At 41.1% G+C, this 25,857-nt stretch carries 19 protein-coding genes; 9 read left to right on the top strand and 10 right to left on the bottom strand.

Annotation, left to right across the window (positions count from 1 at the left end; all coding sequences use genetic code 11):
• The first annotated feature begins 314 nt into the window (after nt 1-314).
• From metK to pcrA, 3 genes are all read left to right on the top strand, one after another.
• The gene (gene metK / locus H6G41_RS24930; protein ID WP_242038039.1) at nt 315-1,589 is read left to right on the top strand and encodes a methionine adenosyltransferase; all 1,275 of its coding nucleotides are present in this window, start codon (nt 315-317) and stop codon (nt 1,587-1,589) included.
• Between the two features lie 710 nt (nt 1,590-2,299).
• On the top strand, nt 2,300-4,024 hold the full coding sequence (locus H6G41_RS24925; protein ID WP_190749653.1) for an ATP-binding protein: 1,725 nt from the start codon (nt 2,300-2,302) through the stop codon (nt 4,022-4,024).
• Between the two features lie 159 nt (nt 4,025-4,183).
• Nucleotides 4,184-6,496, top strand: coding sequence for a DNA helicase PcrA (gene pcrA / locus H6G41_RS24920; RefSeq protein WP_190749651.1), 2,313 nt, complete (start codon nt 4,184-4,186; stop codon nt 6,494-6,496).
• Between the two features lie 259 nt (nt 6,497-6,755).
• Here pcrA and H6G41_RS24915 read toward each other — a convergent pair whose 3' ends face one another.
• The 3 genes from H6G41_RS24915 to H6G41_RS24905 form a co-directional block, all read right to left on the bottom strand.
• Nucleotides 6,756-7,031 (bottom strand): hypothetical protein, encoded by a 276-nt coding sequence (locus tag H6G41_RS24915; protein ID WP_190749649.1) that lies wholly within the window; start codon nt 7,029-7,031, stop codon nt 6,756-6,758.
• 27 nt (nt 7,032-7,058) lie between these two features.
• Nucleotides 7,059-9,689, bottom strand: a complete 2,631-nt coding sequence (locus tag H6G41_RS24910; RefSeq protein WP_190749647.1) for an ATP-binding protein — start codon at nt 9,687-9,689, stop codon at nt 7,059-7,061.
• A 133-nt stretch (nt 9,690-9,822) separates the two neighbouring features.
• Nucleotides 9,823-10,896, bottom strand: coding sequence for an AAA family ATPase (locus H6G41_RS24905; RefSeq protein WP_190749645.1), 1,074 nt, complete (start codon nt 10,894-10,896; stop codon nt 9,823-9,825).
• A gap of 451 nt (nt 10,897-11,347) precedes the next feature.
• On the opposite strand from H6G41_RS24905, the gene H6G41_RS24900 reads away from it, so the two are divergent.
• A complete protein-coding gene (locus H6G41_RS24900) occupies nt 11,348-11,890 on the top strand; it encodes a hypothetical protein (RefSeq protein WP_190749643.1) in 543 nt (180 codons plus the stop codon).
• A gap of 160 nt (nt 11,891-12,050) precedes the next feature.
• Here the strand turns inward: H6G41_RS24900 and H6G41_RS24895 are convergent, their stop codons facing one another.
• The 4 genes from H6G41_RS24895 to H6G41_RS24880 form a co-directional block, all read right to left on the bottom strand.
• On the bottom strand, nt 12,051-12,686 hold the full coding sequence (locus tag H6G41_RS24895; RefSeq protein ID WP_190749641.1) for a hypothetical protein: 636 nt from the start codon (nt 12,684-12,686) through the stop codon (nt 12,051-12,053).
• Between the two features lie 137 nt (nt 12,687-12,823).
• A complete protein-coding gene (locus H6G41_RS24890; RefSeq protein WP_190749678.1) occupies nt 12,824-13,105 on the bottom strand; it encodes a hypothetical protein in 282 nt (93 codons plus the stop codon).
• A gap of 91 nt (nt 13,106-13,196) precedes the next feature.
• Nucleotides 13,197-14,243 carry an ABC transporter permease gene (locus H6G41_RS24885; protein ID WP_190749639.1) on the bottom strand — a complete coding sequence of 349 codons (1,047 nt, stop codon included), beginning with the start codon at nt 14,241-14,243 and terminating at the stop codon, nt 13,197-13,199.
• Nucleotides 14,244-14,374: 131 nt separating this feature from the next.
• Nucleotides 14,375-14,893, bottom strand: coding sequence for an adenine phosphoribosyltransferase (locus tag H6G41_RS24880; protein WP_190749637.1), 519 nt, complete (start codon nt 14,891-14,893; stop codon nt 14,375-14,377).
• A 416-nt stretch (nt 14,894-15,309) separates the two neighbouring features.
• On the opposite strand from H6G41_RS24880, the gene H6G41_RS24875 reads away from it, so the two are divergent.
• Both H6G41_RS24875 and H6G41_RS24870 read left to right on the top strand, forming a co-directional pair.
• Complete coding sequence (locus tag H6G41_RS24875; RefSeq protein ID WP_190749635.1) at nt 15,310-15,936, top strand: DUF3038 domain-containing protein; 627 nt, start codon at nt 15,310-15,312, stop codon at nt 15,934-15,936.
• Nucleotides 15,933-17,438 (top strand): DUF4335 domain-containing protein, encoded by a 1,506-nt coding sequence (locus H6G41_RS24870; protein ID WP_190749633.1) that lies wholly within the window; start codon nt 15,933-15,935, stop codon nt 17,436-17,438. Before H6G41_RS24875 ends, H6G41_RS24870 begins: the two co-directional genes overlap by 4 nt.
• Before the next feature lie 68 nt (nt 17,439-17,506).
• Here H6G41_RS24870 and H6G41_RS24865 read toward each other — a convergent pair whose 3' ends face one another.
• Nucleotides 17,507-19,777 (bottom strand): transglycosylase domain-containing protein, encoded by a 2,271-nt coding sequence (locus H6G41_RS24865; RefSeq protein ID WP_190749631.1) that lies wholly within the window; start codon nt 19,775-19,777, stop codon nt 17,507-17,509.
• A 434-nt stretch (nt 19,778-20,211) separates the two neighbouring features.
• Between H6G41_RS24865 and H6G41_RS24860 the strand changes: the two genes are divergently transcribed.
• Nucleotides 20,212-20,844, top strand: coding sequence for a hypothetical protein (locus H6G41_RS24860; protein ID WP_190749629.1), 633 nt, complete (start codon nt 20,212-20,214; stop codon nt 20,842-20,844).
• A 297-nt stretch (nt 20,845-21,141) separates the two neighbouring features.
• Here the strand turns inward: H6G41_RS24860 and lspA are convergent, their stop codons facing one another.
• Both lspA and H6G41_RS24850 read right to left on the bottom strand, forming a co-directional pair.
• Nucleotides 21,142-21,612, bottom strand: coding sequence for a signal peptidase II (gene lspA / locus H6G41_RS24855; RefSeq protein ID WP_190749627.1), 471 nt, complete (start codon nt 21,610-21,612; stop codon nt 21,142-21,144).
• A 119-nt stretch (nt 21,613-21,731) separates the two neighbouring features.
• Nucleotides 21,732-22,313: a biotin transporter BioY gene (locus tag H6G41_RS24850; protein ID WP_199316293.1), complete on the bottom strand. Its 582-nt coding sequence runs from the start codon at nt 22,311-22,313 to the stop codon at nt 21,732-21,734.
• Nucleotides 22,314-23,510: 1,197 nt separating this feature from the next.
• Here H6G41_RS24850 and pstS point away from each other — a divergent pair.
• Nucleotides 23,511-24,689 carry a phosphate ABC transporter substrate-binding protein PstS gene (gene pstS / locus H6G41_RS24845; RefSeq protein ID WP_190749625.1) on the top strand — a complete coding sequence of 393 codons (1,179 nt, stop codon included), beginning with the start codon at nt 23,511-23,513 and terminating at the stop codon, nt 24,687-24,689.
• A 204-nt stretch (nt 24,690-24,893) separates the two neighbouring features.
• The gene (gene pstC / locus H6G41_RS24840) at nt 24,894-25,844 is read left to right on the top strand and encodes a phosphate ABC transporter permease subunit PstC (RefSeq protein ID WP_190749623.1); all 951 of its coding nucleotides are present in this window, start codon (nt 24,894-24,896) and stop codon (nt 25,842-25,844) included.
• The last annotated feature ends 13 nt before the right edge of the window (nt 25,845-25,857 follow it).

Here is a 25,857-nt window from a genome sequence, read left to right as displayed (position 1 = left end):
TTATATTTTCTTGAAAAAATTATTAAGTAGCCATAATAACTTTTAGAAAAGTTAAGAACACACTAACTATTTAATGTGTAAATATTGTTATGATTTCAGAAATTAGAGTAACTGAAATAAATAATCACTCAGCAGGGTGAGGCTTCAGTGCTTCTCTTCTAGAGATAGGGGGAAAAACAAACCCTAGCCCGTCAGTAGTAAGTTGTAATTTGCAGGTAGCAAAAACAACAATTTCTGAATTTTCCTCAATGAATTCTTGGGGATAGAGTGTAAATTTAGTTCAGTGAAACGCTCTTAATTAAGGAGGAATGCCTTTGTCTCGTCGATATCTCTTTACCTCCGAGTCAGTTACCGAAGGTCATCCAGATAAAATCTGCGATCAGATTTCTGATACGATTCTTGATGCCTTACTGACACAAGACCCCACTAGTCGAGTTGCGGCTGAGGTAGTGGTTAATACCGGCTTAGTGTTAATTACAGGGGAAATTACCACTAAAGCTAATGTCAATTATGTGAATCTCGCCCGGAAGAAAATTGCTGAAATTGGCTATACCAATGCTGATAACGGCTTTTCCGCTAACAGTACTAGCGTGCTAGTGGCGTTAGATGAACAATCACCTGATATTGCTCAAGGTGTGAATACGGCACAAGAAACCCGTGAAGAAGATAGCGATGAGCTATTTGACTCCATTGGTGCGGGTGATCAAGGGATTATGTTCGGTTTTGCTAGCAACGAAACACCAGAATTAATTCCCTTACCCATTAGCCTGGCTCACCGCATTGCTCGCAGATTAGCCGCAGTGCGCAAAACAGGCGATTTATCTTACCTGCGTCCTGACGGTAAAACCCAAGTTACCGTAATTTATGAAGATGGGCGACCAATAGGTATTGATACAATCCTGATTTCCACCCAGCATACTACTAGTATTGGGGAAATTACGGATGAAGCCGCAGTCCAAGCGAAAATCAAAGAAGATTTATGGACAGCTGTAGTTGAGCCTGTATTTGGCGATATTGAAATTAAGCCAGATGAGCAAACACGCTTTTTAGTCAACCCCACTGGCAAATTTGTCATTGGTGGCCCTCAAGGCGACTCTGGTTTGACCGGCAGAAAAATTATTGTTGACACCTACGGTGGTTATTCCCGACATGGTGGCGGCGCTTTTTCTGGTAAAGATCCCACAAAAGTAGACCGTTCTGCGGCATATGCAGCTCGCTATGTGGCTAAAAATATTGTCGCTGCTGGTTTGGCAGAAAAATGTGAAGTGCAGCTAAGCTACGCTATTGGCGTGGCGCGTCCTGTAAGCATTTTTCTCGATACCTTTGGAACTGGCAAAGTCGATGATGAAATTCTGTTGGAATTAGTCAAAAAGCATTTTGAACTGCGTCCAGCGGGAATTATCCATGCCTTCAATTTACGCAACCTACCAAATGAACGAGGCGGACGTTTTTATCAGGACGTCGCGGCTTACGGTCATTTTGGACGGAATGATTTAGATTTGCCGTGGGAACGTACTGACAAGGCCGACTTGTTGAAGCAAGCAGTCAGCGAGTCAGTTTCTGCTGCGATCGCTCCAGCACTCAAGTAAACTGGTGTAATTATTCTGGCGATCGCTATATCTCTGAGTATAAGTTAAATTTTTGTATTTACTTATACTCTATATTGCTCGAAATAAATATCTAATAGCAACATCCTCTGGTTTGGTGGCATTGAAACTACTTATAACCAGAGGATTTTTATAGCTCTGTGCCCTATGACGGCAGTTGCTATAACAAGGGATGGCTCCCTAATGCCCAATGCCCAATGCCCAATGCCCTTTTTCCATTATTGGTTAATCAAAGGGATTGGTGATAAGATGATAAGACAATTATTTTGTGGATAAACAGCGCGGATTTTGAGACTCTTTGCTGTAGAAAACTTAATGATTAGGCTTTATACGGCTTGATAGTAGCTCATGAAAGGCTAGAAGAGGTTAGATTAGCTACTTCCCATTAACTTAATATAGCTGCAATCAACTGTATATGGAAGTAAATTGATGAAAAAGATATACTGGTAGGGGTGCATTTGGTTTCGGGACAAGCTTTTTTAGAAAAATGAGTTTTATTAAAAGTTATAAATGGGATTTAGAATTCGTAACTAATTAACTTAAATATAAAAAAACTCATGGCAATGATCTCGTGATATATAATTTACTCTTGTCACAAAAAAAGATAATTTAGTTAATAATCACTAGATATATTGTTTACCTAAGCCAAGCTTATGTAATGACTTTTATGGGAGGGTAAGGAGATTTGAGGGATGCAAACTCAAAAGTTAATCCCTGTTGACAGCAGTTCAGAAAGCAAAACAGTGCCAGCGGAAGAGCCATCGACAGACGAACTCCCGACTATTGAATTTCCTTCACGAGGGAAACTCAAGGCGAGTTCTTGGCGCATACATCAAAAAATTGGCTATGGATATTTTGTCGCCATAGGAATTGGTTTTTTTGGTTCACTAACTGGTTTAGTAATAGCTAACTATTATCGAGGAAGAGAGATTAGCCAACTAAATCGCGCTCATGAACAAGGACAATTATTAACTAATTATAAAAATGCCGTAGTAGGGGCACAATTATATAGTTCTAACTTAGTTGCAGTATTAGAAGATCCCATACAGCGACAAACTAAAAAAAGCGAATTTCTCAAGAATGTTGAGCAGGCTAAGCAAATAGAAGCAGAAATTACAGCTTTTATCGAAAGACATCCGAAAAGACTAGCAGCAACAAGTGCTACTTTAGAAACTTTATTGCTGGATTATGGGAATAATTTAGAAATTTATGTTAATCAGATAGAGTCGGTTTTAGAGGGAATTGAATCTCCGTTAATTCAGCCGCAGCAAATTGATGAAAAACGCGAGCAATTGCTCGAAGTTATGCGTGGCGATACAGCGCTGCGCCTAGAGCAACTATCGCAGACACTGACGAATATCTTACAAAATGCTGAAGTTCAAGAGCGGGAAAGAACAAGAGGTGTAGAGCAGGCTAAAGGTGTTGAGAGATTAATTGTGATTATGAGTATGTTGGTGTCAGTAGCGATCGCGGCCATTGTAGCTTGGCGGACGAGTCGCGCGATCGCTGAACCAGTAATCACGGTAACTCAAGTAGCAGAACAGGTAGCGAGAAAATCTAATTTTGATTTGCGCGCACCTATCACCACAGAAGATGAAATTGGTTTATTAGCGAAATCTTTAAATCGCTTAATTGAGCGCGTATCTGAGCGGACTAAAGAATTGCAACAAGCGAAGGAATTAGCCGAAGCTGCTAGCAAAGCTAAAAGCATATTTTTAGCTAATGTCAGTCACGAATTACGCACCCCATTAAATGCAGTAATTGGCTTGAGTCAACTGCTACAAGATGATGCTACCGATTTAGGATTAACAGGAGATTTCATCACCGATTTAGAAACAATTAACGCGGCTGGTAGACATTTACTCGAATTAATTAACGACATCCTCGACTTATCAAAAATTGAAGCGGGGAAAATGACTCTTTACCCAGAGACATTTGAGATTGCAACATTAATAAATAATGTTGTGCTAACAGTGAGATCGGCTGTAGAGAAAAATGGCAATATTTTAGAAGTAGATTGTGATGAACAACTAGGTACAATGTATGCCGATCAGACAAGAATGCGGCAAGTGTTGTTAAATTTATTAAGTAATGCTGCTAAATTTACTACTAATGGCAAAGTTACCCTAACAGTTAAGAGTGACAAAGACGAGTTACTACCAACAGCGCCTTTTGGGATAATTACTTTTACTGTGAGTGACACAGGAATTGGGATGTCACAAACTCAACAAAAGCAGTTATTTCAACCCTTTATTCAAGGGGATACATCAACAACGAAAAAGTATGGTGGTACTGGTTTAGGGTTAGCAATTAGCCGCCATTTTTGCCAAATGATGGGTGGTGAAATTCTGGTAAAAAGTCAACTGGGTGTTGGTTCCACTTTTACCGTCCGCTTGCCTTTGACTGTGCAAGAATGAGTTGAATAGAGATATTTAGAGGCTGACTGGTTTATTGTAATTATTATTCAGCAACATGGGAAAATGTAACAGGCGAGAATCGTGATCTGGTAATTAGCCTAGAATAATAGGCGTTGAGTGCGATACTCTCAGAATAAGCAATTCTCTGCCCAGTCATCCATGACCACAACTATAGACTTTCTTAGCCATCTTAACCCCAGCCAACGTCAAGCCGTAGAACATTACTGCGGCCCGCTGCTAGTTGTGGCTGGCGCAGGTTCCGGTAAAACACGCGCGCTGACTTATCGGATTGCTAACCTGATTCTCAAACATCGCGTCAATCCGGAGAATATTTTGGCGGTGACTTTTACGAATAAAGCCGCCAGGGAAATGAAAGAACGGATTCAAAAGCTGTTTGCGGAAGCAGAAGCGGTAAAACAATATGAAACAAAATTTGATTTGTTGACGGAATATCAACAATCTCAACTGCGATCGCAAGTTTACCGCGAAACCATCAAAGATTTATGGTGCGGTACGTTTCACAGTCTGTTTTCCCGGATTTTGCGGTTTGATATTGAGAAGTATGAAGACGAAAAAGGACGGCGGTGGAATAAAAATTTCTCGATTTTTGATGAATCTGATGCGCAAAGTTTGGTGAAGGAAATTGTTACCAAACAGCTTAATTTAGATGATAAAAAATTTGACCATCGTTCGGTGCGCTATGCAATTAGTAATGCCAAAAACCAAGGTTTATCACCCCAAGATTTTGAAAGAGAACAACCGAATTATCGGGGAAGGGTAATTGCTCAAGTTTATAGCGCCTATCAAGATAGGTTGTCACAAAATAATGCTCTCGATTTTGATGATTTAATTCTGGTTCCTACAAGACTGTTTCAGCAGAATGAACAGGTATTAGGTTATTGGCATCGCAAATTCTGCCATATTCTAGTTGATGAATATCAAGATACTAACCGAACCCAGTATGACTTAATTCGCCTATTAGTCACGAATGGCGAAGATAGAAAGAGTGAATGGAATTGGCAAAATCGCTCGGTGTTTGTTGTCGGTGATGCTGACCAATCAATTTACTCTTTTAGAATGGCTGATTTCACTATCTTGCTAGAGTTTCAGCAAGATTTTGGCGATGGTTTACCAGATGCAGATACCAGAACAATGGTGAAGCTGGAAGAAAACTATCGTTCTTGTGAAAATATTTTGCAAGCGGCTAATGAATTAATCGAAAATAATACCCAACGAATTGATAAAGTTCTTAGACCGACAAGGGGAGCAGGCGAACAAATTTATTGTCATAAAGCAGATAATGAATTAGATGAAGCCGAGTTTATTATCAATCAAATTCGTTCTTTAGAATATCAAAACCCTGAATTAAATTGGGGAAGTTTTGCTATTCTTTATCGGACAAATGCTCAATCTCGCCCATTTGAAGAACTGTTAGTGAAATATCAAATTCCTTATACAGTTGTCGGGGGAATGAGATTTTACGATCGCAAAGAAATTAAAGATGTTATAGCTTATTTAAGAGCGATCGCTAATCCTGCGGATACTGTAAGCTTATTACGAGTCATCAATACTCCCCGGCGCGGTATCGGGAAAACCACCATTGATGCTTTGATTAACGCTTCCCAGCAATTAGGAACTACCCTTTGGGAAATTTTATCTGATGATACATCGGTGAATACCTTGGCGGGAAGGGGTGCAAAATCGGTGAAAGGCTTTGCAGAAATGATTAACCGTTGGCAAAGCGAAATCGGCAATCGGCCAGCAGCAGAAATAGTTCAAGGTATACTAGAGGACTCTGGCTATATTCAAGACTTGCTCAGTCAAGGTACAGACGAATCCCAAGATAGAATTCAAAACGTTCAAGAACTTTACAACGCTGTACTGCAATTCCAAGAAGAAAACGAAGATGCAACTCTGCAAGGTTTCTTACAAAGTACCGCCCTTAGTTCCGATTTAGATAATTTAAAAGAAGGAAAAACTGCGGTTTCTTTGATGACTTTGCACGCTTCTAAAGGGCTAGAATTTCCTGTAGTCTTTTTAGTTGGTTTAGAACAGGGACTATTTCCCGGTTATCGTTCTTTAAGCGATCCCGCAGCTTTAGAAGAAGAACGTCGCCTGTGTTATGTGGGAATTACCCGCGCTCAGGAAAGGTTATATTTATCACATGCTCGCGAACGTCGCCTTTATGGTTCCAGAGAACCCGCAGTGCGATCGCAATTTCTCGATGAAGTACCAGAAGAATTGTTAACCACTGGGCGTAAAGTGCGTCAAACCTATACAAAAACTGCTGCACCTAGCAATGGTAAGCAGAATTGGCGCGTAGGCGATAGAGTATTACATAAATCTTTTGGTCTTGGTGAAATTACTCATGTATTTGGAGAAGGAACTAAGCTATCTGTAGCGATTAAATTTGCCAATTTGGGACAAAAAATTATCGATCCTAGAGTAGCGCAGTTGCAAAAAGTAGATTGATAATTCGTAATTGTTATTTAATTACGAATTTGTCACTATGGGATATTTTTATGTAGGGTGTGTTGTCGCGAAGCGCAACGCACCTTAAAATTTTATGGAATCGGCAATTTTATACCTTAAAAAATAATACGACAAATGGTAAGGGTATGGGCACTGCCATGCCCCTAGCATCCGTCGCATTGTTTCTTTAAATTAGTATTACTTAGTGCGATCGCAAAAAATGAGAAACTGTAGCTGCTATACAGCTTGTAATCCAACATCACACCTTTTGATTTGAAGTCACAAATGGATATGCAAAAGTCACAAATGCATATCCAAAAGCTACAAATGGACATGCAGAAGTAACAAATGGACATCCAAAAGCTACAAATGGACATGCAAAAACAGCAAATGCATATCCAAAAGCTACAAATGGATATGCAAAAGTAACAAATGGACATCCAAAAGCCACAAATGGACATGCAAAAGCAGCAAATGCATATCCAAAAGCAGCAAATGGACATGCAAAAGCCACAAATGCATATGCCAAGCCCACCTGTATCACCTTTAAAGTGAAACGGTATTACCCCCCCGACACAGGATGATTTTGCACAACCCAACGGCGAAACAGTTCTACAATAATCCGCCAACGTCCCCCATTCTCCGTCACCACATCATGACGCATTAAAACACCAAGCGCCGCTTGTAACTCTTCCCTACCCATAGCCGTAGACTCAGCTAAAGCATCTAAACTTAACCCTTCTGGGTGCGGTGCAAGTACCTGTATTATCGCCTGCTGACTACCCATTGCCTGACCCCAAACCCCATCAAAATAGTAGCGTCCCCGCTTAAAAAACTCAGTGTCATTAATAACTGCGGCGACATCTTCCACTGTAAACACCGGATTGCGAGAACGTCCTTGTTCAAACACAAAGTCATTGTAGCCGCGCACTAGTTGGAATCCCAGTAATTGCACTAAATAAGGTTGACCAGATGTTAAATCATAAATTTCAGCTAACGCTTCTGGGGTATAGTCAAGAAGAAAGTCTTCACCTGGGTTAGCGAGAATTTGCCTAGTAGCTGCACCTGTCAAAAATCCTACATGAATGGAGATGACACTAGCAAAGAAAGGCTGAAAATAATCTGCTGTCATTTCCTCCAAGGTGTGCAACCCAGCAAAAGCAAAAGCAACTTTAGAACTCATTTGCACCAACCCCCGCAGAAAACCCATAAAATCTTGGGGGATTCTTCCTAATTCAATTAATTCTTCAATTTTCTCGAACTCATCTAAAGCGATGATTAGCCCACAATTAACCTGTGCTTCTACCTGTTTCAAATAGCGTTCAAAAGTCCGGTAGGGAAGATTGAGCAAATCTGCATCAGCTGGCGGTGCAATATTAACAGCTTGGGAAATTTCATCAGTAATAGCCATTAGCACCTCGCCAACTCCTTGCGGACTATCTCCCAACCGCAACAAATTGACATAAATTAGCTGTATCCCTGACCCTAGAGAACTAGCGGCGTTAATTAAAATAGAAGTCTTACCCATACGCCTGTGACCGTAGAGAACTACAGACTGGAGTTGATGACCCATCACCCAAAGTTCTTCTAACTGTCTGATGATATCTTCACGCCCTACAAAGAGATTACCTTGAACCGGGTCGCCTACTATATAAGGATTAAGCACAGGCTTGGTGATGGTAACTTCCCCCACCTCACCAGCGATTTGTAACAAGCTTTCTTTCCAAGTTTGGGCGATATCGACAATTAATCCGCGTTCTGCTTGCGGCAAAGTATCGGCTTGATTGAGGATGTTAGTCAGTTCACCTAAAGTGCGATTGAGAGCTAAAGACTTAGCTGAACGTGACACGCTGCGATTAACAAACTGGACATCTTCAATAACTCGACGCAGGCTAGTAATTGCTTTCCAAGTGACTGGACGTAAAAGCGGTTCTTGTGGAAATGTAAGTAATTGCACAGCAGCAATAGAGACTGGTTCTTTAGCTGCGTGAAATGCTGCTAGAGTTTGGGCAAGAGTATACATTTCCTCGCCATAGAGAAGAGAACGCACTACAGCAAAAGCCTCTGTTGCTTTTGCTGGTTTTTTTTCATGCAGATACCAAAAACCAGCAGCAGCAGCACGAGCAGAAGTATCTAAGTGAAGATTGACAGTTAGCGGAGGGGAGAATGGCTCATTAAAATAACGAAAGAATAAAAAACCTCTAACCAGTTGTGACTGAATTTGTTTTCGCAACGAAGCTGAGGCAAAACCTACTAATTTCCAATCAAAAGGATTTGCAGCTAATCGAGAAATGCGCCAAATTATTTGGTCTGACGGTGTTTTGATAAGTACTTTATTAACTGCTTGTACAACGGGAATAAATTGCAGAGTATAAGCTAGCAATTCATTAGTATTATGCAAAGCTGTTTCCCAATCTTGTTGCAGCCAATTCTGCAACTGCTTATCAAGATTCGGTAAGGGAATTGAAGTGATACGGGGAAGTAAAAAACTACCATTTGGGATTTTTTGTAAATTTAAAGGTAAGCCAACTAGCCAATTCTCAGGACGCATAACCGCCACGCCTCCCGCCACGCCGAACCCCACGCCTCCCGCCACGCCTCCCGCCACGCCTCCCGCCACGCCGAACCCCACGCCTCCCGCCACGCCTCCCGCCACGCCTACCGCCACGCCTCCCGCCACGCCTACCGCCACGCCTCCCGCCACGCCTACCGCCACGCCTCCCGCCACGCCGAACCCCACGCCGAACGCCACGCCGAACGCCACGCCGAACGCCACGCCTACCGCCACGCCTACCGCCACGCCTACCGCCACGCCGAACGCCACGCCTACCGCCACGCCTACCGCCACGCCTACCGCCACGCCTACCGCCACGAAGAACCAGATGACAGGAACGCCTATCTTCTCCAAAATTAGGCTTACAACCACTGGTGTAACTACTGTCAACACTAAGCCTTGGAAAAGTAATTGGCGCTGGATAGGATTTTGACGCAACAACTCTAATCCCTTTCGCCAATTCATTTCACTTTCAGGGATATACCCACCCCCGAAAGTATCTACATACCACCGCAAAGCTTGGGGAAAATAAAACACCCAGTACAACAGGCGTAGATAATCTAAGGGATTCCACAGCGACAGGGGACGGCGTAATTTAGGCGCTAAATTTAAACGCGGTACAGGCTGGTGTTGGCTCATAACTCAGTTAGGCTTAAATTGAGTAGGTTGGGTTGAGGAACGAAACCCAACATTTTCGCGGCTTTGTTGGGTTTCACTGCGTTCAACCCAACCTACAATTATTCTTCACTGGTGTTGATTCATAACTCAGTTTTCATCTCTCCATATACCGCGAGTAAGTGCGATGACACAAATACATAAGTCGCTGGGGGTGTCCGCCACTTTCTTGAATTAGTTTAATAATTTCCTCTTCCGTAAAACTCACCTGAGTATTACCTAACCGACTGTCAATAAACCCACGCACAATATTTTCGTCCCAAGGCTTAATAACTTCTTCAATGCAAACACCTTGAAACGGTGAAGGATTATCTCGGCTATCAGGAAACAGAACATCTAAGTGTTCGCTAGCTGCAATTACCAAGCGCAAAGGTGGGTTAGCTTGTCCGTCAGCTAAACCGCGCAGTTGTTGGCGTAATTCCCTAGTGAAACCATCCCAAGTCATTTGTTGTACTTCATCTAATAACAACAATAATTGCTGTTTTTGTAACTCCCGAATTAATTGCCGACCTTTGCTAACAGCGATTCCCACCTGATAGCAGAATTCATCATAAAAATCATCATCATTAAAAATTAAACTTAAGTTGAGATAAATTACCTGGCGGGGTTTGAGCAGTCGATGTTGTGCCTGTTGCTCAATGGCTTTAAGTAGTGAAGACTTGCCGATTTTTCTCTCACCAATAAGCGCTACACTACTGCCACTATTTAGTGTTTCAAATACTCTGATAATCTCCCTTTCCCGACCGAATAATAGATGCTGTTCGGTGATGATGTCATTGAGGGGAATAAATGGGTTCCCTGTAGAAACAGGAACGATAGGGACAATATTATTATTGTTATTATTATTTTGGCTTTTCAACCATTCTAAATACTGTGGTTTAAGCCAAGCTAGAAACTTGGCATCTTTATCGCGAAATCTCTGATTGTAATCTGGGAAGTCTTTTAGATTTGGCTGAGGACTAAATCGTTTGTTGTATATATTCCACATTTGCCTCCTGACATTTTCATCCCAGCTAGACTCTGGCGGATATTTTAATTGTTTCGCAACCTGCTGATTGTCATTAACAGTATTCTCATCGGGAAACTTCGCCAAAAGAATGTCCTGTTCTGTGGGGCTTAAACCATGCTTACGACATACCTCCATTACGAGAAAGTTTTCCCAAGAGTTCATATTTTTGCATTACTCCTCAACACCTGATACCAATTCAATATGAAGATGCATAAAATTCGATCCCCCCTAGCCCCCCTTAAAAAGGCTACGGTGTACACACAAGTCTTATAACCTAGCCCGATAACGTTTTGATCCCCCCTAACCCCCCTTAAAAAAGGGGGGAAGAGAATCAAAGTCCCCCTTTTTAAGGGGGATTTAGGGGGATCGAGATATGTGCAGCTTCACAGCTAATTGGTATTAGCAAGCAAAGCTTCACTAGCAAGACTGAATTTAACTGAATTTAAATATAACCGTTTTCCGATTAGCTGAAAATACGGAAAATTTTTTCCGGTCTTTTTTAGAGTAGCCGGAAAGCTCTTTCTGGGACATTATCGAAGCAAAATTTTATGATTCTGATGTTAGCAATCTAGAACTTTGACGAATAAAAGTAATTTCGTGGAGGAAAATTAATATGAGAGTATCAGTATCCAGTGAAAAAGTAATCGTACCTCTAGTAGGTGCCCTCATAGGCTTTGCAGGTGCAATATTATCTGCCTTGATTACTGCAAATCCTCCGACTAAAACAGACATTAAACCTTCTACATTACAATGCAGCCCCAATATTGCATCTAAAATTTGTGTTGCTAACCTATTGGTACAAATTAACAGCGATGAACCGATAATTGTAAATAATCTTCAACGGATTTCTTTACAAGTCGGCGATACTTTAAAGGTTATTCATCTCAACTATTGCATACCATCTGAAATGAACCTAAATAAATTAGAAGCAAAAGCTTATCTATTTAAAAATGGAGTTGAGAGTTATCAAGATGTTTTGTTAACTCCCAGTCAATTCCCTATTCATACTGGCGTTTGTCACAAAATTGGCAACTTCCAAACAATCTGGAAACTTGAACCAGGACAACATCAAGTCATGATTCCAATTATCAAATATGATGGCAGCAACAGAATTGTTGATAAAAGCTTCTACTTCACTTTAGATGTTGGTTCTTAGAAGACATTTTAAAAGTCCTGTCGTTGATAGCAAAACGTTTTAGATCCCCCTAAATCCCCCTTAAAAAGGGGGATTTTAAGAACTTTTCCCTCCTTTTTAAGAGTGGTAGGGGGGATCATTAAGTGTTTAAAATCACAGCCAACCACTTTTCAAACAACCTCTAAGTAAAATCTCGCCTAATACGATTTATGGCTTGGTTTAAACCTTCGCTGTGAATCCAACCGACAAAGCCACCGTAAATCATTCTGTCATAGCGATCGCTAATAAAAACATGGTCAACGCCAAATTGATTTTTCCAAGTTCTCACCACGCTACCATCCCTCAACCGCATAATCGGGTTAGAACTCTTAAAATCTCGGTGATGGGCGCGAGTCATACCAGGGACATTTTCGAGAATTGCAATTACTTCTTTAGCATCATCTGTTGTATTCTCAGTAACTACCGTGGCACAACCACACCCATCAGTAACAGTTATCTTGAGTCTATCTTTCATATCGCCATCAAATAGCGATAAAGAATTAATCTCATCTAAAAGTTTGCCATGTGGTTCAGTTTGGCGGCGTTGACAATAAACAGCTGTCAGCAAATCTTCCAAACTAACTTTCGCCAAAGCATCGGTAATTAAACCCGTCAATCCCAACACAGCAATTCCCCCCAGCATTCCCGCAGGGCCACCTAAAAAAGCTAAAGCGGCGGTAATCGCCGCCGCACCCGTAAAACCTGTAGCAGCCATTGTGATCACCAAAATCACACCTGGTAAACCCAACGCTGCAACTTTTTTCACAACTTCATCCATAGCCTGTCACCTCAAGACAAGATGGTTTCTGAAGTCTTTTCTAACACTTCTGGTATATACACTGCCTAGATGCAACCAGCCAATGTGTAATTCTTATCATCATGACACACAGGCGATCGCGCTTCAATTCAGATTCTTTAACCATGCTGTAAAAAATCAATCTTGGGTAACAAAGGATCAGTGACAACACCAACACCAATAAAACCCCAGCGCTTCAGCAAACTACCCACCTGCGTCCGTGGAATAGATTCTACAGCAAGGCGATTTGCCACATCTGCCGCATGAGTATTGAGATAACTCAAAGCATCAAAATTTTCCGCAAACAACAACAAATAACCCGACGCTTCCCCATCAGGACGCGCCGTCAGATAACGACCATCAGATTTTGAACGTATTAGATAATATACTTCCGACAACATAGCGAAATGAGGTGACTGTTGACTGTTGACTGTTGACCGTTGACCGTTGACTTTTCCTTGTAACAACTGACAACTGACAACTGACCATTGACTAATTCAAATTCTCCAACTTAATGCGCGGATCGGCAGCTTTCAGCATTAAGTCAGCAATGAGGTTACCCACAATCAACAGTACCGCACCCATCACCAAGCTGGCCATTAATAAATACAAATCCTGTGCTTGTACAGCTTGTAAAGTTAACCTTCCTAAACCAGGCCAGTTAAAGAACTGTTCCGCAATAAATGCACCGTTTAACAACCCAGCCAATTCAAAACCCAGCAAGGTAATTAGGGGGTTAATAGCGTTACGCAAAGCATGAACGTAAATTACGCGATTTTCTGGCAAACCTTTCGCCCGCGCCGTTTGGATATAATCTTGACGCAGAACATCCAATAATTCGCCGCGAGTAATCCGTTGCAAACCCGCAAAACTAGTAATTGAAAGTGCGATCGTTGGTAGAATCATATGCCAACCCAGATCCAGGAGTTTACCAAACCAGGATAATTCTGAGTGATTAATGCTAGTCATGCTACCCACTGGAAACAAAGGTGAGGTAAGCTGCGCCACAATCAACAGAAATAACGCCGTAATAAAGCTGGGAAAACCTTGTCCGGTGTAACTGATGACTTGTAATACCCGGTCAACCAGCTTATTTTGCTTCACAGCCGCGATAATACCCAAAGGAATAGCGATCGCCCATGTGACAATTAAAGATGCGATCGCTAACAACAAAGTCGCTGGTATCCGTTCTTGCAACAGCGACACCACAGGGCGTTGATAAACAAAACTCGTGCCAAAATCTCCCTTAGTAAAGATTCGCCACAACCACAACCAAAATTGCTCTAACCAAGACTTATCCAAACCTAACTGTTGCTTAATTTCGTCAATTCTATCTCGGGAAATTTTGGGGTTTTGCTGCAATGTATCTACATAATCCCCTGGCGCTAGTTGGATCACCAAAAATGACAATGCTGACGCCAAAAATAAAGTCAACAATGCCTGTAGAATCCTTTTCACTACATAAATAAAAGTCTCACTCGTAACCAGCCTAATTAGCCAGTTCAGACTTGTCTCCAGAGAAATTTTTGTAGATGTCATTGCAGTTTAGTCAATGGTCAAGGGTCAGTGGTCAAAGGTCAAGGGTTAAAAGTCAAGAGTCAAGGGTCAATAATCAATTCATTATGGACTGTTGACTATGAACTATAGACTATAAAATTTTTGACTCTTGACTAATATTCAATCAGCGAGATAATTGGCACATCTGGCAGATGTTTCCGTCCTTGTAAATCCCGTAGCTCGATAATAAACCCAAAGCCCACTAAATCGCAGCCAATCTTCTGCACTAACTTCGCAGTTGCACCCGCTGTTCCTCCTGTAGCGATCAAATCGTCCACAATCAAAACTCGGCTACCTGGGTGTAACGCATCTTGATGCACTTCCAAAGAGTCTGTACCATACTCTAATTCATACTCAATAGAGTGTACTGCTCCTGGCAACTTACCTTTTTTGCGAGCCGGAATAAACCCAGAACCTAACTTATAAGCCAAAGGAGAGCCAAAAATAAAGCCCCGCGACTCCATCCCCACAATGTAATCTGGGATCATTTCCTTTTCAACACACCGTTGGGCAAAAAAATCAATAGTGTAGCGCAGTCCTTGAGGATCGCGTAGCAGCGTAGTGATATCTCGAAATAAAATTCCAGGCTTGGGGAAATCTGGTATATCACGAATTAGCGACTTCAAATCCATAAAATATTGATATTAGGGATTGAGTTTTGGGAATTGGGCATAGAGCATGAGAAAAAACTTATTCCTAGACTTTAGACCCTAGACTCTAGTTCCTAGCCTCTAGCTCCCAATTCCCGATACCTGACAAATCGTACACTATAATGTCTTACGCTGGGGATCGAAGCTCTAGTTTCCTTATCCATTGACGATAACTTGAATCTAATTCAAGCTAGGGATGGAATTGCACTACCTATTGAGGCTGATACACTTATGTGTTAAAAACTTAGATTTCAGTATACGGAAACCTTTGATTAGAAGAAGTAATGTATATATCAGGCAGTATTATTACTGCTACTACAAGCCTAATGTTTTTGTTTGGCTATTTATCTTAAATTAGTTTTACCTAGTCTGTTGGAACCGCACAAGGTATCTATAGAATGAATGTCTCCGCAAGTTTAACGCCTTTCAACAGTCCGCCTCCCCCCTCATTGCCTATGATTTTGGATACATTACCCGATCCGGCGACTGAGGGACAAGGATGTCCCCGCAGAACTCGGGTGCAAATAGATCTGATTTTACTAGCAATTGAAGCTTTAGAACTCGGTGGTTCCGAAGCCATCCTTGCTTTTGCCGATGAATTAGACCTCAAAGGAATTATTAAAGATAGAGTTAATTTATGGCGAATGCGTAGCTCTAACCCACTGCGTCGAGCACACATGCGCCGCCCTTTAAGCATCATGGAAGCAAAAGCTTTAGTGGTGATTGCTTGTTACATAGCGCGACGCCTAACAGTTGTCATCCGCCAATTGTTGATGATTTATCAACAAATGAATGAAAAGCAACTCCCACTAGAACAAAATTTGCGGCTGTCTAATTATTTGGAGCGATTTAGAACGCATTTTCGCAGTAGGATGAGTCCCAGGCGATCGGGAGTATTGGCATTAAATTCTGATGAAAAATTAGACGATCTGGCTATAGATCTATTAGGACAACTACTCTTCTGTACTGGCACAGCAGGGATGCAGCGGTTCTGGATCAGTCTTTTTGATGGGGAAGTAGAATGAATATTCAACGTAAGTATAGTCTACCTAATTGTACATTGCTATTAGAAGGGTTAAGTGATGCAACTAGGGCTGCACAATTTCAAGAGTTGCGTCCAGAACTATCAATATTAGTAAATGCAGAATGCTATTTATCTAGTTATAAGCAGCCCTTAAGGGGAGGAAGAGAATTCTTTGAAAGTTTGGTGAGAGCTGTTAGTGGTTATGCTCAAGAATTTTTGAGTAACGTACCAAATCCCCAAGCACACAATCGCGATTCCGAGTTAGTAGAAATACAAAAAATAGACATCAATAGACATAGATTGATTGTCCATTCTGAAGGTGAAGCCGAAGGTTTTGATACTAACCCTAATCGGAGTAAAGAACCTATTGAAGTAGATTTGAATACGGTACAGTTATTTGACTTAGTAGAAGCAGTCGATCAGTTTTTTGCTGACACCCAAACTTTACCAGAATTATCACTGGAATTACAACCAGTTGCTAGACGCAGTAGTATTGCAAATCAAGCTGTCTTAAAGCAAGTAGTACCTGCTAGTGTGGGCGTTTCTAGTTTGGCAGTTGCAGCATTAGCTTTAAGCTTGGTACCATCGCCGCAACTCCGTGCACCAGAGACAAAATCACAAGACCCAACTAACTCCACAACTCCTAGTGCTTCACCTAGTGCTAGTCCTGTAGCTGTTGAGTCTACAGCGCCGATTGCATCAACTATCACTCCTACAGCTACCCCAACTGTTACGCCCACAGATGCGGCTACTAATGCGGCGGTAACTCCCACACCCAATCCCACACCCACTACAGCAACCGCCGCAGTTAGAGATTTAGAAGCACTTTTAACTACTGTTCCAGAAATTACCGATGCATCGAAACTGCGTGCATTAAATCGCCAAGTGTATAACCAAATTAATCCCGCTTGGACTAATCGCTCAGGATTACAAGAAGATTTAATTTATCGTGTAGGCGCGGCGGCCGATGGAGCGATTATTGGCTATAAACCAGTCAATAAAAAGGCCAATGATGATATCCAAAAAACTCCTTTACCTAACTTACTGTACAATCCCGCTCAAGGTGCCCCTATTGGCAACGAACCAATTGCCCAATTTAAAGTTGTATTGACAAGAACAGGTGAACTACAAGTTAGTCCTTGGCGAGGATATACCAAGACACCAGAAGTCGTTGGCGTAAAAATTACTGACTCAAATGCAGTCAAAGATTTAAGCCAGAACCTTTATAATACAGTTCGCCAACGTTGGGGTGGTAAACCCAACTTTGATAGAGATTTGAAATATCGGGTAGCGGTAAATAAAGATGGCGCGATCGCAGATTATGAACCACTGAACCAAGTTGCCTATGATTATGCTAGAGAAACTCCTCTTCCCCAGTTGTTACAAGCAGCTTACGGCTCTAATTTAGTCGCCCCCAATACCAAAGAACCACTTGCCCATTTCCAACTCATTTTTCAGCCCAGCGGTAAATTAGAAATCGCTCCCTGGCGTGGATATCAATAATGAAACAGGAATAAAAGTATTAGCAACAAGAAAAAACTCTTGACAACTGACAACTGACAACTGACCAATTACTTAACAATTCGCCCCATATAATTACCCCATAATTGAGCTGCTTGCGCACTACTACCAGATGTGGGGGAATTATTGTCATTGCCTAACCAAATTCCCGTAACCAAGCGGCGACTGGGAATAAAGCCGATGTACCATAAGTCAACGTTCTTATCCGTTGTACCTGTTTTACCAGCTTCCCCTAATCCAATAGCCGCACCCCGACCTGTACCTCTGGTAACTACCGCCCGCATCATAGTAGTCATCTGATCGGCTACTTCATTGGATAGTACGCGTTTATTCGCATCGGGATCTTGGTCAAAAGAGTAAATTACACGGCAAGTTTTGAAATCTTTGGGATCTCGACAATCACCACTGTCTAAAATTCGGCTAATTGCATGGGGAGGATTCCATACCCCACGATTAGCGATGGCTCCAAAAGAACCTGTCATTTCTAAAACATTGACAACACTTTGACCCAGCACCAAACCCGGAACAGGATCGAGCGCTGATTTCACTCCCAAACGATGGGCCATTGCTACCACTTTGTCTAGCCCAACTTCTCGTGCTATTCGCAAAGCGATGGGATTTTCTGAAAGCGCCAAACCCGTACTTACGTCTAAGCTGGTATCTCCACCCACACGACAGGGTTTGTAAGTAAAGCCTTGCCAAGTTAAAGGCGCACAAGAATAACTCTTAAATGGGGAAATTCCTTGTACTAGGGCAGCAGCATAAGCAAAAATTTTAAAAGTGGAACCTGGTTGCCTTTTGGCTTGCACCGCCCGATTAAACTGGCTTCTTCTATAATCTGTTCCCCCAACCATAGCTAAAATACTGCCATTGCTGGAATCCAAAGTAACGATCGCACCTTGGGAAAAGCCAAAATTTGACCCAGCATTATTCACTGAATTACGTAATGCTACTTCTGCTTGCGCCTGAATAGCTGGATCTAGCTGAGTTTCAATAATATAATTGCCTTCTTTGGCTGCCCCCTCCCCTAAAATGTCTTCCAGTTCTTGGAACACATAACTGTAAAAATAAGGACTGATTGTTTTCGCCTGCTGTTCGCAAACTTTTGGGCTGACTTGGACAGTGGAACGTCTAGCGCGGTTCGCCTCCTCTGGCTTGATTTGACCCATTTCTACCATCCGCTTAATCACGCGGTTACGGTATTCAGCGGCTTCTAGCTTATTGGGGCCATCTCCACAAAAATCAAAGGCGTTGGGGCCTGGTAAAATACCTACCAAAGTCGCCGCTTCTGACAAAGTTAATTCCTTAGCCGACTTTTCAAAGTAATACTTAGCAGCATCCTCAAAACCAGAGGTATCCCCACCTAAAAATACTCTATTTAAATAAGTCAGCAAAATCTCGTCTTTGCTGTAAAACGTTTCCAGCTTTAGAGCTACCACAGCTTCCCGCAATTTTCGTCCTAGGGAATCTTGCCTACCTACATAATCCCGGAACAAACTGCGAGCAACTTGTTGGGTAACTGTACTGGCTCCTTGCTGGACATCACCGCTACGGCTATTAATCAGCACAGCGCGCAAAATCCCTAAAGGATCGACACCAAAGTGCCAATAATAACGACTGTCTTCCGAGGCCACCACAGCTTTTGCTAAATAAGGGCCAAAATCCTCCAATCGCTTCAAATCTATGTGAGAAGTAGTTCTCGGCTCGCGCAGTGGAGTAGAACCATCACGGGCGTAAACCACCACAGGCGCACGGGTAGCTGTTGGTAAAGGTCTAACAGAAAATTTCAGCCATTCCACACCAATTATCAAAGCGAATAAGGCACTCACCCCACCAACGCCATAAGTAGCCCAAGTTGCTGCTTTCACATACCAAGCTGGTGGATCGACATATTGGAGACGCACAGAAGCCGCTAGTTCTGGTGGCCCCAAGGTGAGAATATCGCCATGACGTAATTCTAAAGAGGTGACCCTGCGCTTACCTCGGTAAATACCATTAGTAGAGTTTTCGTCTTTAATAATGAAAACGGGGGTGCGTTGGCTAGAATCACGGGATAATGACAGGTGAATTTGGCTAACTACCGGGTTGCGAACCACAATATCGCTAGATTTGGAACTGCGTCCTAAAATATAGCGATCGCCTAACAACGGATATACCTCCGCCTTATCTGCCCCCGCATCCTGCACCCACAGTTCCGGAACTTTGGCATTAGGCTTAAGTGCCAGTTTGGAAAAATCCACCCTAGCTTGAATTGTATGTACGGCTTGCGTCAGTTGACCAAGTATTGTTTGGGGCTTTTGAGGGGGTTGCGGGGAACTCATTGGCTATTTACATTACGCCTATTAACTAAGAATCAGAAGATTTACAATTTTAATGGTAGTCTTACACCATTTTACTCATAAGCCTAAGCAGAAATTAGCTGTACTGATTTTTTCCGAATATATTTTACATCTGAAATATAGTTAATCAGCATATTTACTAAATTTGTCTTGAACCACTATTTACATCACTAAATACTTGTATCTCAACTCTAGAGTGCTTATTATATATACTATTAGTCATAATCAAGTCCTAAAATAGCAAATTTGCTTTTGTCATCGTCAAAACTAATATTCAAGAAATCAACCGTGTAAAATTTACCGCTTTAACAAATCCACATATATTTCAGCAAAAATATACATCCCCATTTAGACAGATTTTATAAATAATATTGTTTGGTTTAATGGGCGGAGTGTTCCGTTGAGGTTAATTCAGAATGAAGGGAAAAACTCTGAGCCTGATTGGTACAGCCCTAACTTTAGCCCTAAGTGCCAATGTTGCTGGTGCCGAATCAAGTAAATCCTCCATAGCTCAATCTAATAGCTCATCCACTAGTTCACCAACGGAAATCAAAATGTCACCAGAAGGAATGAAAATTCTGTGTGAAAATTTTCCGCTAAATTCACGTTGTCAAGGTGGCACCCCAGTTGATACTAGCGCTCCTAATAGCGGTACAACAACCAGTCCAACCAATGAAGGTACAACACCAGGTAGCACTACCACACCAGGATCTAGTCCTGCTGATACAACCAATTCATCACCAAACAGTACCACCTCTCCTACTGACAGCACTCCAGTACCAGGTAGCAATACACCTGTAACTCCAGTACCAGCACCAGGTACTACTAACATGCCTGAACCAGGTAATCCTAATCCTGGCAGTTTAACTCCAGTACCAAACAGTACAACTACACCCGATTCTAGTACTCCTGGTAGTTTAACTCCAGTACCAAACAGTACAACTACACCTGATTCTAGCAACCAAGGCAATACTATCGAACCAGGAGCAAGTTCTCCTACTGAAGTTCCGGCTACTAGTTCCCCAACAACTCCATCTACTGGGAACTAACAGATGAAACAGAATTTTGAGATTTATTTGCCAATTATAAATAGTCAGTTCATCTGATATCTCGCACTAGTTAATAAAATTGCATAATATGCAATCCAAAGTTGCGACAGCAAATATCTCAAATTCTGATTTGATATCCTAAAATTAAGGTTTGCAAATAATCTAAGCCTGAGGGTAATTACTCTCAGGCTTATATAGTTTGAAAAACTACCATAAATATAGAAACCAGCACTTGCAAACTCTGCGCCAAAGTTAAGCCAGATTTCAAAGACAGATTTAAATTTAGGTTAATTGAGACTATCTATGATTAGAATTTGGTGTTTTTTGCCAAGAAGCAATTAGTAAACAAACAATACCGATACTTATAAAGGAATCTGCCATATTAAAGACTGCAAAATTAATTAAGCGAAAATCCAGGAAATCAACAACATAACCTAAAATAAACCGATCGATGCCATTACCCATTGCTCCACCTAAAATCAAACCATAACCGAGCTGATCCCAAAAATTCAATAAAGAGCCAAATAATGCTAAGCCGATTAAAACTAAACTAACTCCTAAAGAGAGCCAGCGTAACCACTCAACTTTCCCACTTAAAATACTAAAAGCTGCACCAGTATTGGTCACATAAGTAAAGTGAAATATATCTTGTATAATTGGTAATGTCTGCCCTAATTTAAAGGTTTGCACCACCCAATATTTTGTCAATTGGTCGATAAAGAAAGCTATGAAGGCTGCAAGCCAGAACAGGTGATTTTTTAAACGCATGAAATTAGGGACTATAGACTAGGGATAGATACTATGGAATAGGCTGTAAGGTTTAGGGATTAGAAGCATAGGTTGTAATTTTTTTTAACTCAAACTATTCACGACTAATCCCGCTAAAACTAATAAAACATTAAATGTCTCAATAAATATGCTATTACAGTAACGGCACAAACTACAGTAAATTGTCCTGGTAGTACAGACCAAGAGTATTTAATAATTGCTTGCATTAAGCTTAAATCTTCTGTGCCTTGCCATTGGAAAATATAACTGATAATCAAATAAGTAATACCGCAGATGTGGACAGATAACAATCCACAAAAACAGCTAAATGCCAAAGTTTCTACTCTAGGCCTAGCTTTAAACGCTAAAAAGCCACAAATCCAAGCACCGGGAATAAAGCCCAGCAAATAACCAAAGTGAGCTAATTTGACATAACCGATACCACCACCTTCAGAAAAAACTGGTAGAAATGTTAACCCCATAACTAAATAAGCAATTTGTGAAAGCGCCCCAGCATTTTTACCGCCTAAACAACCTACCAGAAGTACAGCACCAATTTGATAGCTGACCCCTAAAGAAAAAGTTTGAATTCCTTGCTTACTCCAATTCCAAGGTAAGGTAATGCCATAGGCTTCTAGGAAGGTACTACCCATTGTCAAGAGTAAGCCGATCATAGACCATAGTAATTGAACAGTTGCCATATTTATAGGGCTTTCAACCTTGTCTGTATCTGAAATGCTCATCTAATACTCGAAAACATGTTTATCAGTGTTTATGTGGCAAAAGACTAGTATTTTTTTATACTAAAAATGCATCTTCAATTAATGCTCATCTTTTACTATCTCTTTTACCTCATCCAAATAGAGAATTGGGTGAAACAGTTTAACTAAATTGTTTAACAAAGGCTATTTTTAATGTGTGTTTTATCCAAGGCGAAATTTGTTATATTCGTCATAATGTAACAGTAAAAACAAAGATTAAACTTTTAGAACCTATAGCAAAATTGAGATTCTGAAATAACTGCGAACTTTCCCAAGCTGCTTAAATGAATTTTTGTGGTATAGTTTTAGGGAAATTTACTTACTTGTATCAATTCGCTGCAAGTAAGAGCAGAATAAAATCTTAATTATCCGTTGCATTTTGGTTATATAAGGAAATATATATTATCCAGTGCAACATCATAGAGAATCGTAATCTCAGAAGCTTACACCATTACGAATAAACGTATGAAGACAAGACAGACAGATTCAGAATTATTGTCTTAGTCCTTAATTGTATCCACTTAGCTCAGTCAAAACAGTGCAACTATCCCGCAAATCTTGATTTGCTCTGCAATAATGAGTGAGGATGTCTAACTAAAAGCCAAATCAGGGTATGAGTATTGAGGCTTATCTTGCAAGTCTATTTTGTCTGTTAATCACCTTTATATATTGATAATTTGTAATTGCCGAACAGTGAGACGCGCAAGTTCAAATTAAACTGAAGCTAAATCGACACATAGTTTTTACATCTGTATATATTCTTCAATAATACTATGGCAGCACTAGTACCTCAGTGCTCCATACCTACTTTCATAGTCAGTGGTAATTTTTTCATTAGGACTACCTTGTTTCTTCGGATCTGACTGATGAAATTAGCATATTTTTTTGACATTGCAGCAGTTATGACAGTATTAGAAATTGTTTTGTAAATCCGCAATACATATAATTATGTAAGTAGTATCTTGTAAGTTTAACCACTATGTATAAATTTTATCCAACTTTACAAGGTTGCCAATTATAAAATTTACCAAAAAAAGACAAATTCTTGTACTTTGTTAACCTCTTTTTTACCCTCAAGGTTACATTTTAGAGGTATTGTAGAATCGCTCACTTAAAAGTTGACGAAGACTAACGCCCATGCTTTCATACTTAAGTGCAAGAAAAAATACTCCAATTATTAGAACTATATCGGTATTAGCACTGACTATGAGCTTGGCTGCTTGCGGCGGACAACAAGCTCCAGATAATACAGCGACTAAAGAGACACCTGGTAGTGCTACAGATGCTACTGCTTCTAACCCTGGTAAAAAATTAGATCTGGGTGGTAACCTTTCCTTAACAGGTGCTGGCGCATCTTTTCCTGCACCTCTGTATGCAAGTTGGTTTACTGATTTGAATAAAAAATATCCCAATTTGCAAGTTAACTATCAATCAGTTGGTAGTGGTGCTGGTGTTGAGCAATTTATCAAAGGCACTGTAGACTTTGGTGCCAGCGATGTTGCTATGAAGGATGAAGAAATTCAAAAAGTACAAAATGGTGTAAATTTGCTGCCTGTTACAGCTGGTGGCATTGTACTGGCATTCAATTTACCTGATGTTACTGAACTCAAGCTGCCCAGAACAGTTTACACCGATATTTTATTAGGAAAAATTACATCCTGGGATGACCCCCAAATTGCTAAGGCTAATCCTGAAGCCAAGCTTCCTAAACAACCAATTACAGTGGTTTATCGTTCTGATGGTAGTGGTACAACAGGTGTATTTACACAACATATGAGTGCTATCAGCCCAGAGTGGAAAACAAAAGTTGGGGATGGTAAGAGTGTAAAATGGCCTGTAGGTGTGGGCGCTAAGGGTAATGAAGGTGTTACTGCCCAAATTCAACAAACTCAAGGTGCAATTGGTTACATTGAATATGGCTATGCAAAACAAAATCAACTCAAATTTGCAGCTTTAGAAAATAAAGCAGGCAAGTTTATAGTTTATAACGACCAGTCAGCTGCCAAAACTCTAGAAGCAGTAACCTTGCCAGAAAATCTCCGTGCCTTTATTGCAGATCCAGAAGGTGCAGATTCATATCCCATAGTCAGCTATACTTGGATTTTAGCCTACAAGAAATATCCCGACGCTGCAAAAGCCAAAGCAATGGAAGCTATGATCGAGTACGCTTTAACTGATGGCCAAAAACTTGCTAGCGAATTAGGTTATATTCCTTTACCCCAACCTGTAATTGCTAAGGTAGCGGCGGCGGCCGATCAAATCACTCCTGATTATAAGATTGCTGTTGGCGGTGCTACTAGCGCTAGTAGTAAGTAGCCTTTTTTTAGACAGGAGTCAAGGGCTAAAGGATGGGCAGCTATGATTTGAGCAAGTTTTAATTAATTGCTAGGTTTGTCGCTTTCTTATCGCTCCTAATCTAGAAGACCGATCTGCGGTTCATACAGTTTATCGCGCGACAATTTTAATAAGTCTGGTTCTCTTCCACATTTTTCTTGAGCTAATCTTTTAAAGTCAGTAGTCATGGCTACAAATACTCAGAATTTGCCATCAGCAATCAAACATCGCTCGGAAGTTGAAAAGTCCCTAGATAGGAGCTTTATTTGGCTGACTCGAATTTTTGCATTGGCGATCGCTGCTACCTTATTGTGGATTACAGCACAGGTAGCAATAGGATCTTGGCCTGCTATCCAGCAGTTTGGTCTCGGCTTTTTAGCCGAGAGTACTTGGAATCCTGTTAACGATCAATATGGCGTACTACCACAGGTTTATGGAACTTTAGTGAGTTCTTTTTTGGGCCTATTATTAGCCGTACCTATTGGTGTTGGTACCGCTGTTTTATTGAGCGAGGATTTTCTGCCATCCAAAGTCAGGCTGGTATTAGTATTTTTGGTAGAACTGCTCGCAGCCATTCCTAGCGTTGTCTACGGAGTCTGGGGAATTTTTGTGTTGGTACCCATTGTCACAAACGTAGGCAAATGGCTCAATAGTTCCTTGGGTTTTTTACCAATTTTTAGCACGATTCCCACAGGGCCAGGAATGTTACCTGCTGGAGTTATTCTAGCAATTATGACTTTACCAATAATTACAGCCATATCGCGGGATGCCCTGATTTCGATTCCGCCGAGTTTGCGACAAGCATCTGTAGGATTAGGCGCAACTCGTTGGGAAACGATTTTTCAAATTTTAATTCCAGCAGCATTTTCAGGCATCGTTAGTGCTGTAATGTTGGCACTAGGTCGAGCTATGGGAGAAACTATGGCTGTAACAATGTTGATTGGTAACTCTAACAATATTAGTCTTTCACTTTTAGCGCCAGCCAATACAATTGCATCTTTACTGGCAAATCAATTTTCGGAAGCTAGCGGTTTGCAAGTAGCGGCTTTAATGTATGCAGCTTTAGTTTTGTTTGTTTTAACACTCATAGTCAATGTGTTTGCAGAATTGATTGTGATCCGAATGAAGCGAATTTAGGGTAGTTTTGGGT

It is taken from the genome of Tolypothrix sp. FACHB-123, from assembly GCF_014697075.1.
GTDB lineage: Bacteria > Cyanobacteriota > Cyanobacteriia > Cyanobacteriales > Nostocaceae > Aulosira.
This window is presented reverse-complemented; position numbering and strand designations above follow the sequence as displayed.

What these genes read in the sequence shown, in the direction of transcription:
- H6G41_RS24900 (WP_190749643.1), top strand. Translation starts at nt 11,348, where the DNA reads ATGAGAGTATCAGTATCCAGTGAAAAAGTAATCGTACCTCTAGTAGGT.
- H6G41_RS24860 (WP_190749629.1), top strand. Translation starts at nt 20,212, where the DNA reads ATGAAGGGAAAAACTCTGAGCCTGATTGGTACAGCCCTAACTTTAGCC.
- H6G41_RS24890 (WP_190749678.1), bottom strand. Translation starts at nt 13,105, where the DNA reads ATGTTGTCGGAAGTATATTATCTAATACGTTCAAAATCTGATGGTCGT.
- H6G41_RS24880 (WP_190749637.1), bottom strand. Translation starts at nt 14,893, where the DNA reads ATGGATTTGAAGTCGCTAATTCGTGATATACCAGATTTCCCCAAGCCT.
- H6G41_RS24850 (WP_199316293.1), bottom strand. Translation starts at nt 22,313, where the DNA reads ATGGCAACTGTTCAATTACTATGGTCTATGATCGGCTTACTCTTGACA.
- H6G41_RS24865 (WP_190749631.1), bottom strand. Translation starts at nt 19,777, where the DNA reads ATGAGTTCCCCGCAACCCCCTCAAAAGCCCCAAACAATACTTGGTCAA.
- H6G41_RS24875 (WP_190749635.1), top strand. Translation starts at nt 15,310, where the DNA reads ATGAATGTCTCCGCAAGTTTAACGCCTTTCAACAGTCCGCCTCCCCCC.
- H6G41_RS24895 (WP_190749641.1), bottom strand. Translation starts at nt 12,686, where the DNA reads ATGGATGAAGTTGTGAAAAAAGTTGCAGCGTTGGGTTTACCAGGTGTG.
- pstS (WP_190749625.1), top strand. Translation starts at nt 23,511, where the DNA reads ATGCTTTCATACTTAAGTGCAAGAAAAAATACTCCAATTATTAGAACT.
- pstC (WP_190749623.1), top strand. Translation starts at nt 24,894, where the DNA reads ATGGCTACAAATACTCAGAATTTGCCATCAGCAATCAAACATCGCTCG.
- H6G41_RS24885 (WP_190749639.1), bottom strand. Translation starts at nt 14,243, where the DNA reads ATGACATCTACAAAAATTTCTCTGGAGACAAGTCTGAACTGGCTAATT.
- H6G41_RS24870 (WP_190749633.1), top strand. Translation starts at nt 15,933, where the DNA reads ATGAATATTCAACGTAAGTATAGTCTACCTAATTGTACATTGCTATTA.
- pcrA (WP_190749651.1), top strand. Translation starts at nt 4,184, where the DNA reads ATGACCACAACTATAGACTTTCTTAGCCATCTTAACCCCAGCCAACGT.
- lspA (WP_190749627.1), bottom strand. Translation starts at nt 21,612, where the DNA reads ATGCGTTTAAAAAATCACCTGTTCTGGCTTGCAGCCTTCATAGCTTTC.
- H6G41_RS24910 (WP_190749647.1), bottom strand. Translation starts at nt 9,689, where the DNA reads ATGAGCCAACACCAGCCTGTACCGCGTTTAAATTTAGCGCCTAAATTA.
- H6G41_RS24905 (WP_190749645.1), bottom strand. Translation starts at nt 10,896, where the DNA reads ATGAACTCTTGGGAAAACTTTCTCGTAATGGAGGTATGTCGTAAGCAT.
- H6G41_RS24925 (WP_190749653.1), top strand. Translation starts at nt 2,300, where the DNA reads ATGCAAACTCAAAAGTTAATCCCTGTTGACAGCAGTTCAGAAAGCAAA.